16 protein-coding genes are annotated in these 15,485 nt (G+C 63.8%); 14 read left to right on the forward strand and 2 right to left on the reverse strand.

What is annotated here, in order from left to right; translation table 11 throughout:
- Positions 1-8: 8 nt before the first annotated feature.
- Entirely contained in the window at positions 9-1,487 is a 1,479-nt protein-coding gene (locus MRBLAR12_RS05980) for a C-glycoside deglycosidase beta subunit domain-containing protein (RefSeq protein ID WP_364744327.1), read from the forward strand.
- Positions 1,488-1,552: 65 nt separating this feature from the next.
- On the opposite strand, the gene MRBLAR12_RS05985 is transcribed toward MRBLAR12_RS05980, so the two are convergent.
- Positions 1,553-2,497 (reverse strand): LysR family transcriptional regulator, encoded by a 945-nt coding sequence (locus tag MRBLAR12_RS05985; RefSeq protein WP_229992081.1) that lies wholly within the window; start codon positions 2,495-2,497, stop codon positions 1,553-1,555.
- 228 nt (positions 2,498-2,725) lie between these two features.
- Between MRBLAR12_RS05985 and MRBLAR12_RS05990 the strand changes: the two genes are divergently transcribed.
- The 12 genes from MRBLAR12_RS05990 to MRBLAR12_RS06045 all read left to right on the forward strand — a co-directional run bounded on the left by MRBLAR12_RS05990 (position 2,726) and on the right by MRBLAR12_RS06045 (position 13,882).
- On the forward strand, positions 2,726-4,015 hold the full coding sequence (locus tag MRBLAR12_RS05990; protein ID WP_364744329.1) for an ABC transporter substrate-binding protein: 1,290 nt from the start codon (positions 2,726-2,728) through the stop codon (positions 4,013-4,015).
- Positions 4,016-4,069: 54 nt separating this feature from the next.
- Positions 4,070-5,029, forward strand: a complete 960-nt coding sequence (locus MRBLAR12_RS05995) for a carbohydrate ABC transporter permease (protein WP_414645470.1) — start codon at positions 4,070-4,072, stop codon at positions 5,027-5,029.
- 3 nt (positions 5,030-5,032) lie between these two features.
- On the forward strand, positions 5,033-5,869 hold the full coding sequence (locus MRBLAR12_RS06000) for a carbohydrate ABC transporter permease (RefSeq protein ID WP_229992078.1): 837 nt from the start codon (positions 5,033-5,035) through the stop codon (positions 5,867-5,869).
- A gap of 6 nt (positions 5,870-5,875) precedes the next feature.
- Entirely contained in the window at positions 5,876-6,247 is a 372-nt protein-coding gene (locus MRBLAR12_RS06005) for a nuclear transport factor 2 family protein (protein WP_229992077.1), read from the forward strand.
- A 30-nt stretch (positions 6,248-6,277) separates the two neighbouring features.
- The gene (locus MRBLAR12_RS06010) at positions 6,278-7,054 is read left to right on the forward strand and encodes a TIM barrel protein (protein WP_364744335.1); all 777 of its coding nucleotides are present in this window, start codon (positions 6,278-6,280) and stop codon (positions 7,052-7,054) included.
- Entirely contained in the window at positions 7,051-8,610 is a 1,560-nt protein-coding gene (locus tag MRBLAR12_RS06015) for a GMC oxidoreductase (RefSeq protein ID WP_364744337.1), read from the forward strand. Before MRBLAR12_RS06010 ends, MRBLAR12_RS06015 begins: the two co-directional genes overlap by 4 nt.
- Before the next feature lie 73 nt (positions 8,611-8,683).
- Positions 8,684-9,079 (forward strand): C-glycoside deglycosidase beta subunit domain-containing protein, encoded by a 396-nt coding sequence (locus MRBLAR12_RS06020; RefSeq protein ID WP_364744339.1) that lies wholly within the window; start codon positions 8,684-8,686, stop codon positions 9,077-9,079.
- On the forward strand, positions 9,076-10,179 hold the full coding sequence (locus MRBLAR12_RS06025) for a sugar phosphate isomerase/epimerase family protein (RefSeq protein ID WP_364744342.1): 1,104 nt from the start codon (positions 9,076-9,078) through the stop codon (positions 10,177-10,179). Before MRBLAR12_RS06020 ends, MRBLAR12_RS06025 begins: the two co-directional genes overlap by 4 nt.
- A 20-nt stretch (positions 10,180-10,199) precedes the next feature.
- Positions 10,200-11,264 (forward strand): sugar phosphate isomerase/epimerase family protein, encoded by a 1,065-nt coding sequence (locus MRBLAR12_RS06030; RefSeq protein WP_229992072.1) that lies wholly within the window; start codon positions 10,200-10,202, stop codon positions 11,262-11,264.
- Positions 11,265-11,272: 8 nt separating this feature from the next.
- Positions 11,273-11,671, forward strand: a complete 399-nt coding sequence (locus tag MRBLAR12_RS06035) for a C-glycoside deglycosidase beta subunit domain-containing protein (RefSeq protein WP_229992071.1) — start codon at positions 11,273-11,275, stop codon at positions 11,669-11,671.
- Complete coding sequence (locus MRBLAR12_RS06040; RefSeq protein WP_229992070.1) at positions 11,668-12,864, forward strand: Gfo/Idh/MocA family protein; 1,197 nt, start codon at positions 11,668-11,670, stop codon at positions 12,862-12,864. Before MRBLAR12_RS06035 ends, MRBLAR12_RS06040 begins: the two co-directional genes overlap by 4 nt.
- A 13-nt stretch (positions 12,865-12,877) precedes the next feature.
- A complete protein-coding gene (locus MRBLAR12_RS06045) occupies positions 12,878-13,882 on the forward strand; it encodes a sugar phosphate isomerase/epimerase family protein (RefSeq protein ID WP_364744345.1) in 1,005 nt (334 codons plus the stop codon).
- 77 nt (positions 13,883-13,959) lie between these two features.
- On the opposite strand, the gene MRBLAR12_RS06050 is transcribed toward MRBLAR12_RS06045, so the two are convergent.
- Positions 13,960-14,988, reverse strand: coding sequence for a restriction endonuclease subunit R (locus MRBLAR12_RS06050; protein ID WP_364744348.1), 1,029 nt, complete (start codon positions 14,986-14,988; stop codon positions 13,960-13,962).
- A gap of 68 nt (positions 14,989-15,056) precedes the next feature.
- On the opposite strand from MRBLAR12_RS06050, the gene MRBLAR12_RS06055 reads away from it, so the two are divergent.
- The gene (locus MRBLAR12_RS06055; RefSeq protein ID WP_364744350.1) at positions 15,057-15,473 is read left to right on the forward strand and encodes a C-glycoside deglycosidase beta subunit domain-containing protein; all 417 of its coding nucleotides are present in this window, start codon (positions 15,057-15,059) and stop codon (positions 15,471-15,473) included.
- Positions 15,474-15,485: the final 12 nt, after the last annotated feature.

A 15,485-nucleotide genomic window follows, 5' to 3' on the forward strand; every position in this document is an offset into this window, starting at 1 on the left:
GAACAACAATGCCAAACGGACTTCTTGACGATGCAAGCCTCCGCACCCACCCCGACGGTCTCGCGCTTGCCCTGACTCTGCCGTGGTACCGGAGTCTGTGGCTCTCCTCGGTCTCCAGCCTGCGGCTCACCGTCGACGGCCAGGATATCCCCGCCGAGAACTTGTCCCTGGAACTGGGCGGTGTCCGCTATGCGCTCCCGGACCTGCCCGCTCAAAGCGAAACGCTCTGGTACCTCCAGGAACATCCCTTGCTTATCGCCAAAACGGAGAGCCCTGTTGCCTTGGGCGAGCAGCACACCGTCCGGCTCATCGGTGAGCTGCGCCTGCCGTACATGCAGATTGCTCCCGGCCAGGACGGCGGTCCCGGCATGTACGTTCCCAACTTCGTGAACCAGGCGCTGGAGCTGACTGTCACGGACAGGGCTGCGGCGGCACCGGACTTGACGACGGTGGTCACGCCGCCCCCACCGAAAGCGGAGGACGATCCGTTCTCGCTGGGGCTCACCCTGTACTCGGCAAGTGCCGAATTCCGGGCCGGCTGGTACGACTTCGACGGTCTGCTGAACCGCGTGGCCGAGCTGGGCATCGGCCCCGGGATCGAGATTGTGGCGTCGCAGGTCCTGCCTACCTATCCCAACGTGACTGACGACTTCGTGCGCTCGTGGCAGGAGGCCTTCGACAAACACGGCTTCACCGCCAGCTCCTTCGGCGCCAATCTGGACATGGGACGCCGCCGTGACCGCGACATGACCCCGGACGAGGAGTACGAGTTCACGCAGACACTCTTCCACGGCGCCAAGAAGCTCGGTTTCCCGCTCGTCCGCATCCAGAGCGCGAAGCCGGAGCTGCTTCGCCGGCTGCTGCCGCTCGCCGAGGACCTCGAACTCAAACTTGCCTACGAGATCCATGCACCGCTGGGACCCAACTCGCCCGAGATCATGAAGGTTCGCGACGTCTACGCCGAGCTTGATTCACCGCTGTTGGGCTTCGTGGCTGACTTCTCCTCAACCATGCACAGCATGTCTCCCACGCTCCTGCGCGCGGTTCGCCGTGCCGGGCTGGACGATGAAGCGGTGGAAAGGCTGCAGGCTATCTGGGGCACTGAGGCGCCGATGCGGGTGCGGCAGGAGGAGTTCATTGCGTACCTGCGGGGACGTGACTTCGATCCTGCCCGGCTTGGGTCCTTCGCACACCTGGCGTTCAACATGCACGGCCACGTCAACCCGAAGGAGTGGGCTGACATCATGCCGCAAATCATGCACGTCCACGCGAAGTTCTACGACATTGATGAGCAGGGCAACGAGCCGGCCATCGACTATCCGGAACTGGTCCGCGTATTCGTCGAAGGTGGCTACCGCGGTTACTGGTCCAGCGAATGGGAAGGCCATGCCTTCGCTGAGCTCGGTGAGGTGGATCCGCTGCTGCTGGTGCGGAAGCAGCATGACCTTGTCCGCAAGAGCATGCGGACGGCGCTGGCATCAGCCTGACCTGAAAGACCGACGTCCCATAGCCTCGATGCCCGTCCGTTTTAGCCGGCCGGGCATCGAGGCATTTAAGGGGCTCCCTTGGTTGCGGCGGCTGCCACGATGTCAGCAGCCTCTTTGAAGAGGCCCCGCATCCACTCATGCTCGGAGTCGCGGTTGTGCACGGGGTGCCACCACAATGCATTAACCAGCGGCGTGGCATCGAAGGGCAGCGGCAGGATCCGAATCCCGCCCACGCGCAGAGCGAACGGCACCAGGGCCGCCTGGATGAGCGCGATCCGGTTGGTCCCAACCACAAAGTGCGGCAAGGACTGGAAACTTTCAACAACCACGTCCACGCGTGGCTCAACGCCCAACTGCTGGATCTGCCGTTCCGCCGATGTTGAGGCTGAGCGCGTCTGATAGGTCATCACCCAGGGAAGTTCAGCGATGTTTTCCATGGTGATTTGCTCGCCGACGGCTTCATTGGACGTGGAGACCACGGCCACCCACCCGTCCCTCCACAGGTCCAGGTAGGGCAGCCCGGTGAGGAATCCATGGGGAATCACCATGCCGTCCACCGATCGAAGGCGGTTGGCTGCATCCTCCACCACCATCGGATTGTGGAGCATAAACCGGAACCGGACTCCTGGGGCGCGCTCGGCAGCAAGCTCGGAAGCAACCCGGCCAATGGTAGTGAAGCCGTAATCCGAGCCGTAGATGGAGAACTCGCGCTCGGATTCTGTGGGCTCCCAGGTGGCCTGGCTTTCGAAGACGCGGCGGGCGGCCTCCAGCGCGGTGGTGGTGTGCTCCGCGAGCCGGAGGGCGAAGGGGGTGAGCTCATAAGCATTACCGCGGCGGGCCAGGATCGGGTCCCCAAAGTGGGATCGGAGCCGGGCGAGCGAGGCGCTGAGCGCCGGCTGGCTGAGGTGGAGCCGCTCGGCCGCCCTAGTAACGCTTCGCTCGGTAATGAGGGCATCCAGCGAGATCAGCAGGTTGAGGTCGAGACGGGAAAGCAGGACATGTTTCGTCACGGCGCAGCGATCCTTTGGAAGTGGAACCGTTTCAAGTGAGTTTATCAGCGGGATCTATAACATAGGCGAAGTCATCAGGCATCTGGATAGACCTTCCGCGGACCTCCGTTGGACTTATGTCCGTCATAGCGAATACTTATGTGTGTTTTAGGCACATCTCCTGCATACTTGTGAGTGACCGGGGTCACGACACCCGGATTTTGGACAATGAAGTCAGAAAGGCTGGACATGACACAGCACCGTCGCTATTCGGGCCTGAAGGTCGGCGCCCTCGCCGTCCCCACCGTCGCAGCACTCATTCTTACCGGTTGCTCGGCCTCCACCGGCAGCAGCTCCTCTTCGGGTGGTTCCCAGGAATTTTCACTGTCCTTCGCGACGTCCAACACCATCGAGAGCCCCTTCCAGGTGTTGGCAGAAAATTACATGAAGTCACACCCGAACGTGAAAATCACCTTCAATCCTCAGCCGAACGACTCCTACGACCAGACCCTGCGCACACAGCTCCAGGCCGGAAACGCCTCAGACGTCGTAGTGACCTCACCCGGCTCCGGCACCGGCCGCAGCATCCTGCCGCTCGTCCAGGCAGGTTTCCTTGAACCGCTTGACGATGCCGCGAAGCAACTGCTCCCCGAAGGAAGCGCCAGCACCTTTGGATCCGACGGCAAGGTGTACGGCCAGGCCACGGAAATCACGATCTCTGCCTTGGTGAGTAATGAGACGGCAGCTGATGCAGCCGGTGGCTTCCCCGCCGACTTTTCTTCCCTCCAGCAGCAGTGCAAGGCTCTGGAGTCCTCCGGTAAATCCCTCTTTGCCCTTGCCGGATCAGCCCCTCCCAACACGGGGCTGATGGCGATGTCCCTGGCAGCCTCGCGCGTCTACGCGGAAGACCCGAAATGGAACGATAAGCGCGCCGCCAAGGAAACCACCTTCGCCGGCTCGGACGGTTGGAAGTCAGCCCTCGAAGCGGTTAGTACCTTGAAGGACGCGGGCTGCTTCCAAAAAGGTGCTGCCGGAGGCGGCTTCGACGCCATCACCAAGGGGCTTGCCAGCGGGACGTCCTTGAGCGGCTTCATCCCGGCCCCAAGCTGGAAGCAGCTGCAGTCCGCCGCTGGGGGCTCCCAGTTCGCCGTACGGCCGTTCCCGGCGGAACAGGGCTCAGGTCAGAGCTACGTATTTGCCAGCGCAAACTACGCCTTTTCCATCAACGCAGCCTCCAAGAACAAGGACGCTGCCAAGGCCTTCCTCGACTGGGCCGCCCAGCCTGAGCAGACCAAGGCCTTTGCAGAAATCGACGGTGCCCTGCCGGTCAGCGGACTCGACAAGTACGATTTCGACGGCGGCGCCTACAAGAACGTCGGCGTCCTGATCAAGGACGGCAAGTACGGCCCCCTGCCCAACATCCAGTGGCCGAATTCCGCCGTCTACGACGCACTGGCCACGGGGGTCCAGGGCATCATCACCGGCCAGAAGAGCCCCGACCAGGTCCTGCAGGCCATGGACGCGGCCTGGGAACAGTAGCAGTTCTTCACCATCAACGTTCCGACGACTCAAAGGGACAAGCAAGGAATACCAATGACTGCGACGATGCAACCGAAAAGCGAAGCAGCTGAAGCACCCCGGCGAGGCAAGCGTACGCCGGGGACGGGTGAGAACACCCGTCCCCGGCGTGGGCCCATGCAGTTCGGACACTGGTGGTGGGCGCTGCCCGGGATCGCCCTGGTGTTTGCCATCCACTACGTGGCAACCGGTATCGGCGGATTCTTCGCCTTTACCAACTGGACGGGCATCGGCTCGTTCAAAATCACGGGCTGGGCAAACTTTGAGGCCATCTTCAAGGACCCCACGAAACTCGGAGCCCTCTCCAATACCCTCTTTCTGGCCTCTGGCTCGGTTCTCCTGGGCAACATCGCCGGGCTGGTCATTGCGCTGGGCCTGAACCGCGTCCTCAAGACGCGCTACATCCTCCGGACCCTCTTCTTCATGCCGGTGGTGCTCAGCCCGCTAGCCACGGCCTACATCTGGAAATATATCTTCGACTTCGACGGTCCGCTCAATGCTTTTCTTACGGCAATAGGCGCCGGCGACCAAGCCAAGCCGTGGCTGGCCGACCCGCAGTGGGCCATCTGGACCGTCCTGGTGGTGCTGGTCTGGTCTTCCACCGGCTTTGCCATGGTGATTTTTATGGCCGGCCTGGCAGGTGTCCCCGTGGAAGTGGAGGAGGCGGCGGCCATTGACGGCGCCAACCTGTGGCAGCGGTTCCGCAACGTTACCCTGCCCGCCATCCGCCCCGCCGTCGCCATCGCCACCACGCTGGGAATCGTCCAGGGGCTGCGCGTCTTCGATCCCATCATGGCGCTCACCGGCGGCGGACCGGCCGGAGCGACGGAAACGCTGGCCACGCTGGTTTACAAGCAGGCCTTTGCGCTCGGGAACTTCGGGGGCGGTGCCGCCCTGGCCCTGGTGCTCGCCGCTATCATCCTGATCTTCGCCGTTCTCCAGCAGCGGCTGACGCGTTCGAACCCTGAGGACTAAGCCATGTTCCGCTACACCAAACTCACCCTGCTCCGCGAAGTTGGCCTGTGGGCGCTCGCCCTGCTGTTCCTCGCGCCGTTCTACTTCCTGGTGACAACTGCCCTGAAACCGGACAACGAGTTGTTCACCACCTCGGCCCTGGCTCCGCCAACAAGCCCCGACTTCAGCAACTTTGTCGACGTCCTCACCGCCACCGGCAACTCCAACGTGGTGATGGGCCTGGTCAACAGTGCCATCATCACTGCGGGCAGCATCGTGGGGCTCATCGCACTCGGTTCCATCACCGGATACGTCATCTCCCGCAGCACCCGACGCTGGAGCAAGGGCGCGTATTACCTCTTCCTGATCGCCATCATCCTCCCCGGCCAGCTCGGCGCCGTCCCTCTCTACATGGGTGCACGGGCCCTTGGACTCACCGGATCCGCTTGGGGCCTGATCATCCTGTACACGGGCATGCTCCTGCCGTTGTCGATCTTCCTCTACGCAAACTTCTTCCGCGGCCTCGGCACGGACTACGAAGAAGCGGCCACCATCGACGGCGCCAGCAAATCCCAGATTTTCTCCAAGGTGGTGTTCCCCATGATGGCCCCAGCCACGGGAACGGTCACCATCTTCGCCGGGCTCATCGTGTGGAACGACTTCTTCACGTCGCTGATCTTCCTGGGCGGCTCCGCCAACCAGACACTGCCGGTGGCCATGTACTACTACATCGGTTCCCTGGTCTCCCAGTGGAACTCGATCTTCGCGATAGTGATCGTCTCCATGATTCCCATCCTGGCGCTGTTCCTGTTCGCACAGAAGCGGTTCATCCAGGGCTTCTCCGGCGGCCTGAAGGGCTGACCCGCGATGGTGGACAACCGCGCAGCGTTCGAGCGCTTCGTGGAGATCTTCTACACCCAAAAACGGGTGCGTGAAGCCTTCGACTTCCTTGTGGCCGGCGACTACCGGCAGCACAACCCGACCATTCCTGACGGGCCTGAGGCGGCAGTAAGAATGCTGACGCCGAAGTTCGACGGATCGCCAGACTCCCGGTTCGAGGTTCAGCGCATCCTGGTGGACGGTGACCTGGCGTTGGTGCATGTACGCGCTTCAGGTCCTGGGCGACCCGACGCCGCCGTCGCAGACATTTACCGCTTCGAAAACGGGCGGATTGTTGAGCATTGGGACGTGCTTCAGCCGGTTCCTGAGCATCCGGTCCACGACCACCCCATGTTTTAGACCACTATTTCAATTCTCTAGGAGACATCCATGTTCCAACTTTCGCCCAATATCGACCTTTTGTTCGCCGAAGCAGGCGAAAGTGCTGCTGACCGGGTTCGCGCGGCGGCAGCGGCCGGCTTCGACGCCGTCGAAATGTGGGGCCCAACGGGCAAAGACATTCCGGCCCTGAAGGACGCACTCGAGGAAACCGGAGTCCAGCTCACCTCCCAACTGGCGGAACCGCGCATGCAGTTCATGATCCCGCCCCGCAACCACGATGCTTTCTACACTGGGCTGGACGCCGGCGTCGAAGTTGCCCAGCAGCTCGGCTGCCCCCGGATGGTAGTGGGCAGCGGTACCGGATTCGGCGGGCGCAAGCGGCAGGACCAGCTGGACGAACTGATCGAGATCTTTACCAAGGGCACAGCGCACATCGAGGGTTCGGGCATCACGCTGGTCCTCGAGCCGGTGAACGTCAGGGTTGACCACCCCGGTGCCCTGCTGGACCGGACCTCGGAAGCCGTCTACATCGCCCAGGGCGTCAACTCGCCCAACTTCGGCGTCCTCTACGACCTCTACCACTCCACGGTCGAGGGCGAGGACGTGGCCGCCGAGCTCGCTAACGCCGGCGACCTCATCAAGTATGTTCAGATCGCCGACGCTCCGGGGCGCGGCGAACCCGGCTCGGGATCCATCGACTGGCACGCCCGGCTCACGGACCTGAGGAACAGCGGCTACGCCGGCCCCATCGGGCTCGAGTACTACCCGACCATCGACTCGGCGAAGTCCGTCCGGCGCATCCAGGAACTGGTGGCGGGACGGTGAGCGGTAACCGGTATCCCGCTGCGGTCGACGTCGCCATCGTCGGCAGCGGCCCCACGGCATCGGCGTACGCACGGATCCTCAGCGAGGAAGCCCCTGGCGCCACCATCGCCATGTTCGAGGTGGGCCCCACCGTCAGCAATCCACCCGGGGCGCACGTCAAGAACATTGAGGATCCTGAACGCCGAAGCCTCGCGCAGCGGGCATCGGAAGGCCCCGGTGCAGGTGCCGAGACGGTGAACTCACCCGGCGCGGTTAAAAGCGGGGAGCGAAGGGCCAGGCCCGGAACCTACCTGCTGCAGGACGGCTACGCTTTCCCCGGCGAGGACGGGATGCCCGTTGCCGCCATGTCCAGCAACGTGGGCGGCATGGCCGCCCACTGGACCGCTGCCTGCCCCCGCCCGGGCGGCAAAGAGCGCATTCCGTTCCTGCCGGACCTTGAAGAGCTTCTTGACGACGCCGACCGTCTGCTGGGGGTGACCACCCGCGCCTTTGACGGGGCCCCGTTCTCCGACCTCGTCCGCGAACGTCTTTCAGCCACGGTGGATCAGGGTCGGGACCCTGCTCATCGTGTCCAGCCCATGCCGCTCGCCGTACACCGGCGGGAGGACGGCGGCCTGGTCTGGTCAGGTTCCGACGTCGTGATGGGGGATGTGACCCGGGAAAATCCGCTGTTTGAACTTTATGATGAGTCGCTGGTGACGCGCGTGCTCCTGGAGGATGGCGCTGCTGCCGGCATCGAAGTCCAGGACCGCCGCAGCGGCGAAACCCATCAGGTGGCCGCCCGCTACGTTGTGGTGGGTGCGGATGCCCTGCGCACGCCGCAGCTGCTGTGGGCTTCCGGGATCCGGCCCGACGCCCTGGGCCGCTACCTCAACGACCAGGCACAGGTGGTGTTCGCGAGCAGGCTGCGCGACGTCACGGCTCCGCAGGGCCGGGCAGCCGCCAACGGCGCGCTCAGTGAGCAGAGCGGAGTTGCCTGGGTTCCCTACACGGACGAGGCGCCCTTCCACGGCCAGATCATGCAACTGGATGCGTCACCTGTTCCCTTGGCCGATGATGACCCCGTTGTCCCGGGCTCTATCGTGGGGCTTGGCCTGTTCTGCGCCAAGGATCTGCAGCGAGAGGACCGGGTGGTGTTCGAGGACGGCATCGGCGACTCGTACGGGATGCCCGCCATGCGCATCCACTACCGCCTCACAGGGCGGGATCACGAGGTACTGGACCGCGCCAAGCAGGAAATTGTCCGCCTGGGCAAGGCCGTGGGTGAACCGCTCGACGAGCGTCCGTTCGTCATGCCGCCCGGCTCATCGCTTCACTACCAGGGGACAACCCGGATGGGCGCGGCGGACGACGGCGAGAGCGTGTGTTCGCCCGACAGCCAGGTGTGGCAGGTCCCCGGCCTCTTCGTGGCTGGCAACGGCGTCATTCCCACCGCAACGGCATGCAATCCCACGCTGACGGCCGTCGCCCTCGCCGTGCGCGGGGCCCGGAAACTCACAGAAGAACTCAACAGCTCTTTACTTATGTCTGAATTAGACAATAGACTGACTAAATAATGAATAAGTGGTGCGAATCCGCTGCTATTTCGTTCAATCACAGGCAAGGCATGCCGCAGACAAGGAGGTCTCGATGATCGCCGACCGCATAATCGAGCAGGGAACACTGATCACCCAGGACGGCCGTACCGCCGTCGAAGTCCGCATCCCCTGGTACCGGGCGCTGCCGGGTTCCTGCATCGCTGGAGCTGCATTGACAGTGGACGGCGTCAGCGCCCCCGAGGGCTCACTGCGCTGGACCATGAACAACCGCACATTCAGCTTCGAGGAACTCGTGGACGAGACCGGTGAATGGTGGTTCCCGCTGGACTCGGCAGTCCTTTCGGGTGACCTTCCCGTCCCGGACAGCCAGACCGAGCACGAGGTCAGGGTGGACCTGAAGCTCTACATCCCCTACATCATCACCGACCACGGCGTGCTGCACATCGAAGAGCACGACACCAAGACCATGAAGGTGGGACAGCGATGACCAGCCTCGGCACGCCGATCCAGGGCGTCACCCTTTACAGCTTCACCCGGGCCTTCCACGCCAGGCAGTACGACCTCGATGGCCTGATCCGCAAGGTGGCGGACGAAGGCTTTGGCCCAGGGCTCGAAGTCATCGGATTCTCCAGCCTGCGCGGCTTCCCGGACCGGATCGATGACAACTTCGTTGGCCAGTTCCGTGATCTTGTGGCCGAGGTTGACCTGGTCCCCACCTCCCTTGCAGTCAACGTTGATACCGGTATCCGCCGCGACCGGCTGATGAATCATGACGAGCTTGTCGAACACATGCGCAAGCAGATCGAAGTAGCCGCCAGGCTCGGCTTCCCGATCGCCCGGGTGCAGATCTCGCTGACTCCGGACGCCATGGAAAGCCTGCTGCCCGTGGCCGAGAAGTACGGCGTCACCCTGGCCCTCGAAGTCCACGCGGACCAGCACGGCGCCCACGAACGTGTCCTGGCCCTTCGCGACCGCTACGAGAAGCTCAATTCCCCCTTGCTCGGCTTCACCGCGGACTGGGGTGCCACCGTTACCGGCTTTGCGCCCTCCCTGCTGGAGGCCTACCGCCGCCGTGGTGCTTCGGAGGAACTTCTCGGACAGGTGGTTGACCTGTGGAATGGTTTCCACGTCGACGGACCGCCAAACACGCAAAAGGTTCACGGCGAACGCTTCGGTGCCTTCATCGGCCTGGCGGCCCGGAACGGCCGGCCCGATCTTGGCATTGACTTCGCCATCAACGGAACAGGGCTTTTCGGTCCTGCACCGCTGGACACCTGGCTGGAGATCATGCCTTGGGTCCGCCACGTGCACGGCAAGTTCTTCGGCATCGACGAGACCGGCGAAGAGCCCTCGGTGCCGGTCCGGAGCCTTGTCCGGCAACTGGTTGAGAACGGCTACTCCGGCGCAATCTCCAGCGAATACGAAGGCTGGCACTGGAACAACTGGCAGGACCCGTTCGACATCATCCGCGGCGAGCAGGCCGTCCAGCGCTCAGCGGCCGCCAACGCCGGTTCGGCCATGATCACCGACGCTTCAGAAGCCCGCCGCATCCTCAATAGCCATCTCGCCCAGCCCGTCCACGGCTGACAACGAAGGAACCAGAAATTATGTCAGAAGGCATCGCAGGCTCGGGTATCGAGCTTGGAATTACCCTCTATTCGCTCACCTCCGAGTTCGCCGCCGGGCTCTACACCCCTGAGACGCTGATCAAAGCTGTTGCAGATGAAGGCCTCGGCCCGGGGGTTGAGTTCAACATCGCCCAGATGCTGCGCACCTACCCGGACGTCGACGACGACTTCGTCCGCCTGTGGCGCGACAGCATGGACCGCTACGGCCTGACCCCCAGCGCAGTGGGCACCAACCTGGACATGGGCCGCCGCAAGGACCGGGACATGACACCCGATGAGGAGTACGACTTCTTCGCCGCGCAGCTGCACACGGCTAACAAGCTTGGTTTCCACCGCGTGGTGATCCGCTCCGCGGGCAAGGAATTGCTCCGCCGGCTGCTTCCCCTGGCCGAGAAGTACGACCAGAAGCTCGGCTACGAAATTCACGCACCGCAGGGCCCGAACGATCCCAAGATCCTGCAGATCCGCGAGATGTACGAGGAACTGGGAAGCGACCGGCTCGGTTTCACCGCAGACTTCAGCTCGACGATGCACAGCCTATCCCCGACCCTCTTCCGCACGTTGACGCAAATGGGGCTGCCCGAGGAGCACTTCGCTGTCATGCAGGAGATCTGGCGCAAACCGTCGCCCATGCATGAGCGCAACCAGGAGTTCGAGGACTACCTAAGTGCCAACAACTTTGATCCTGCCCGCCTGGGCCCGTTCACCCGGCTGGCATTCAACATGCATGGACTGGTTCCGCCGGAGGAGTGGCTGGATATCATGCCGCAGATCTTCCATGTCCACGCAAAGTTCTACGACATCGACGAACACGGCAATGAACCCGCGATGGACATTCCCCGCATTGTGCGCCAGTTCGTCAAGGGCGGCTACCAGGGCTACCTGTCCAGCGAGTGGGAGGGCCACGCGTTCGCCGACCTGGGCGAATCCGATCCGATCGACCTCGTCAAGAAGCAGCACACGCTGATGCGGCATGCCATCGAAGAGGCCGTTGATCCAAATGCACCCGACTCCCACGCGACCCTGGTCGAGACTGTTAAGTAAGGAAAGTCATGGCAACTCACAATTCCCTGTTCCAGGATACCGACGTCCGCAGGCACCCCGAGGGGATTGCCGTGTCGGTGCAGCTGCCCTGGTACCGCAGCCTCTGGCTGTCCGCCGTTGACGACGTCGTTGCAACCGTCAACGGTGTGGAGATTCCCAAAGAGTCCCTCCGCTTCGAACTGCAGGAAAAGTCCTACTCCATAGCTGAACTCCCGGAGCAATGGGAAACCCTGTGGTTCGTCGCAGACAAGCCCGACGTGGTCATCCCCCTGGACCGCGTCCCCGACGCCGGCGAGGAGATCGACGTCGAGGTCATCCTCACCCTGCGCCTGCTCTATATGCAGATCGCGCCCTTGCGCTACGTGGGCAACCGTGTCGCGGTTGAACGGAAAGTGGTGCTCGCATGAAAGCCTTGCGCGTAGCCATGATCGGTTATGGCTTCATGGGTGCTGCCCACTCCCAGGGCTGGCGGACGGCGCCGCGGGTATTCGACCTGCCTGCCGAGCCGGAAATGGCGGTTGTTGTCGGCCGCAACGCTGAAGCGGTCGCTGCCGCTGCCAGCAAATGGGGCTGGGCTGAGTCAGCAACAGACTGGCGGGACGTGATCGCCCGGGACGATATCGACGTCGTCGATATCGTCACCCCCGGCGACTCCCACGCCGAAATCGCGATCGCCGCGCTGGAAGCCGGGAAGCACGTTTTGTGCGAGAAACCACTCGCCAACACCGTGGCGGAAGCCGAAGCGATGGCCGAAGCTGCCGAACGGGCGGCTGCCCGGGGCATCCAGGCAATGGTCGGTTTCACCTACCGCCGCGTTCCGGCCGTCACCTTCCTCCGCAACCTCGTCGCCGAAGGCGCCGTCGGCACGATCAACCAGGTGCGTGCCTCCTACCGGCAGGACTGGCTGGTGGACCCGGAGATGCCGCTGGCGTGGCGCCTGCAGAAGGAACACGCCGGCTCCGGGGCTCTGGGGGACATCGGCGCCCATGCCATCGACCTGGCCCAGTTCGTCACAGGCTTGAACCTGGAGAAGGTGTCCGGCGTTATCGACACCATCGTAAAGGAGCGGCCTCTTTTGAAGGGCTCCACTTCAGGCTCCGGGCTCTCCGGCGCTGCCGGCGTCGGCTCCGGCCAGGTGACGGTGGACGATATCGCTATCTTCACGGGCCGCTTCGAATCCGGCGCGCTGGCGTCGTTCGAGGCCACCCGGTTTGCCACCGGCCGGAAGAACGCGCTGCAGATTGAAGTTTCCGGGGACAAGGGCGCCCTAGCCTTCGACCTGGAGGACCTCAACAGCGTCCAGTTCTACGACCGTACGGCACCTGCGGATCGCCAGGGCTTCCGGAAGGTCCTGGTCACGGAAGCGGAGCATCCCTATGTTTCGGCGTGGTGGCCGGCAGGCCACATGCTCGGTTACGAGCACGGGTTCTCCCACCAGGTCAAGGACCTCGTGGAGGGCATCGTGGGCGGCACCGTCCCGCATTCGTCGTTCGCTGACGGGCTGAGGGTGCAGCGGGTGCTCGACGCTGTCGAGCGCAGTTCCGAAAATGATTCCGCCTGGACACGCGTCGCTGCCGGCGTTCCCGTGCCAGCCAGTTGAGGAGGGGAAGTACGTGGCACGACCAATTACCTTGTTCACCGGCCAGTGGGCCGACCTGCCGTTCGAGGAGGTGGCCCGGTTCGCCGGCGAGTGGGGCTACGACGGGCTGGAGATCGCCTGCTGGGGTGACCACCTGGACCCCTGGCGCTGGGACGACGACGCCTATGTGCAGGGCAAGCTGGACATTCTTGAACGCCACGGCCTCAAAGTGTGGACCATCTCCAACCACCTCAAGGGCCAGGCCGTCTGTGACGACCCGATCGACGAACGGCACCGCGGCATCCTGCCGGACGTCGTATGGGGCGACGGCGATCCTGAAGGGGTCCGCCGTCGCGCCGCCGAGGAGCTGAAAAACACTGCGCGGCTCGCCGCGAAGCTGGGCGTGAAAACGGTGACCGGCTTTACGGGATCGTCCATCTGGAAGTACGTGGCGATGTTCCCGCCCGCCTCAGAGAAGATGGTCGACGCCGGCTACCAGGACTTTGCCGACCGGTGGAACCCCATCCTCGATGTCTTTGACGAGGTGGGCGTCCGCTTTGCCCATGAGGTGCACCCGTCAGAGATCGCGTACGACTACTGGACGACTCAGCGCGCCCTGGAGGCGATCGGGCACCGTGAGGCGTTTGGGCTGAACTGGGACCCGAGCCACATGGTGTGGCAGGACATCGACCCGGTGGGGTTCCTGTGGGACTTCAAGGACCGGATCTACCATGTGCACTGCAAGGACACGAAGAAGCGCCTGTCCAACGGGCGCAACGGCCGGCTCTCCTCCCACTTGGCCTGGGCTGATCCGCGCCGCGGCTGGGACTTCATCTCCACCGGCCACGGTGACGTGCCGTGGGAGGATGCGTTCCGGATGGTGAACGCCATCGGCTACCGCGGCCCGCTGTCCGTGGAGTGGGAGGACGCCGGCATGGACCGCCTGGACGGTGCCCCCGAGGCGCTGGCTTTTGTGCGAAGGCTTTCCAGCTATGAGCCCTCGGCAGCGGCTTTCGACGCTGCCTTCAGTACCAAATAGCACGCAGCAGAACGGTCGGGCCCTGGTTACTCCGGGGGCCGGCCGTTCTGCTTTGTAGGCGGCTCGTTTTGTTTTGATCAGACCGCAGCCCGGGCGGCCGGCCCTGACTCCGCCAATGCTGGCTCTGCGAGGGCTGCCCCCGCCAGGGCCAGGTGACTCCGCGTCATCTCCGTTGGGTCGTCCTGCAGCCACTCGTGGCCGCCCCATTCGCTGGTCAGCGTGCCCGTGAAGCCGGTCCCGCGCAGCAGGCTGCCGAGGTCATGCAGCGGCTGGGAAACCCGGCCGCCGTCGTCGTCCAGGTCCCAGAATTTCAGGTGGAAGGCGCCCACCAGGGGGAGGATGCCCTGCAGGTCTGCGGCGTCACTGCGGCCGAACCGGATGAGCAGGTTCATAAAGAGGGTGTGGATGCGCGGCGGAACCTTCCCTGCGCGGAGCAGGGCGGTGACGGCATCGAGGGTGGCGGGATCGCGCCAGTCATTCTCCAGGCGCGCCAGAAGGTCGGAAGGAACGCCGCCCTGCCGCAGCTCATCAAGGTAGGTGACGGGAAGGGCCGGCATGAGCATGCTGATGTCAACGAGTACCCGCACGTGGTCATCTGCCAGCCCGGCTATCGCATCCAGGGCTGGTGCCACCGAAGGGTTGTTCGGAGTCTGCTGCCCTTGGACTTCTTCGTACAGCACCAGATCGAGTTCATGCAGCAGCGGCTGCAGCAGCGTGAGCAGTTCCGTGCCCGCCTGTCCGATCGGTAATCGGATCCCGCGGGCGCCCACCCGGCGGGCGGCGCTGAGTTGGGGGACCAGGAAGTCCAGACGCTCCTGCAGCGAGCGGCGGTCGGTTGGGGACGTGAAGTCGTCGAGGCTGGCGCCAACGATGCTGACGCGTCCCCCTCTTGCCGCCAGCGAATCCCTCAGTTCGTCTACCTCGGCGTCCTGCGGAGCGGGGAAGGACCGCCACAGCAGCCCAGGTTCGAGTTCTATTGTCTTCGTCACGGAATCCGCGATGCCAATCACAACGTCCGCGGCTGTCCGCCGGGCTGCCGTGATCTCCGGAGTCCAGTTGAACGAGCTGGCGCAGAGGGTCCAGTTGTCAGGAAGTGCGGGGGCCATGTGATGCCTTCCCAATTACGCTTGTTAATGACAAACTTATGTCACTTTTAGGATAAAGGATGGAAGCCATGTTGCAAACCGCTTTGCGCGAAGATGCGCTGACGGCCACGCCGGAAGGCTTTGAACTCCGGCTCGGCCTGTCATGGATCCGCTCAATGCCCCTTTCCAGCGTGGCTGAGCTCGCAGTTGAGGTCGACGGCATCCCGGTGGCACCAGGGGATTTGGCGGTGGTGCTGGGGGCCCGGCGCGTGCGTGCGGACGCATTGCAGGCGGAGTCCGGGTGGTGGTTCGTGCAGGACAGGCTGGTCTTGGCCGGCCGGCGCAAGCTTTCCCGCGGGGTGCACGCCATCGCCGTCGACTTCCAGCTGCTGGTGCCCTACCTTCAGGCGCATCCCGGTTCGCCGCTGGTCCTGCCGTTCCATCTGGAGGCCCGGCTGGAGCTTGACCGGGCACCGGTGCCCAGCGTCTCCCGCGACGTGGCCTGAGCGGCTATGTCC

Source organism: Arthrobacter sp. LAR12-1-1.1 (assembly GCF_040676555.1).
Lineage (GTDB): Bacteria > Actinomycetota > Actinomycetes > Actinomycetales > Micrococcaceae > Arthrobacter.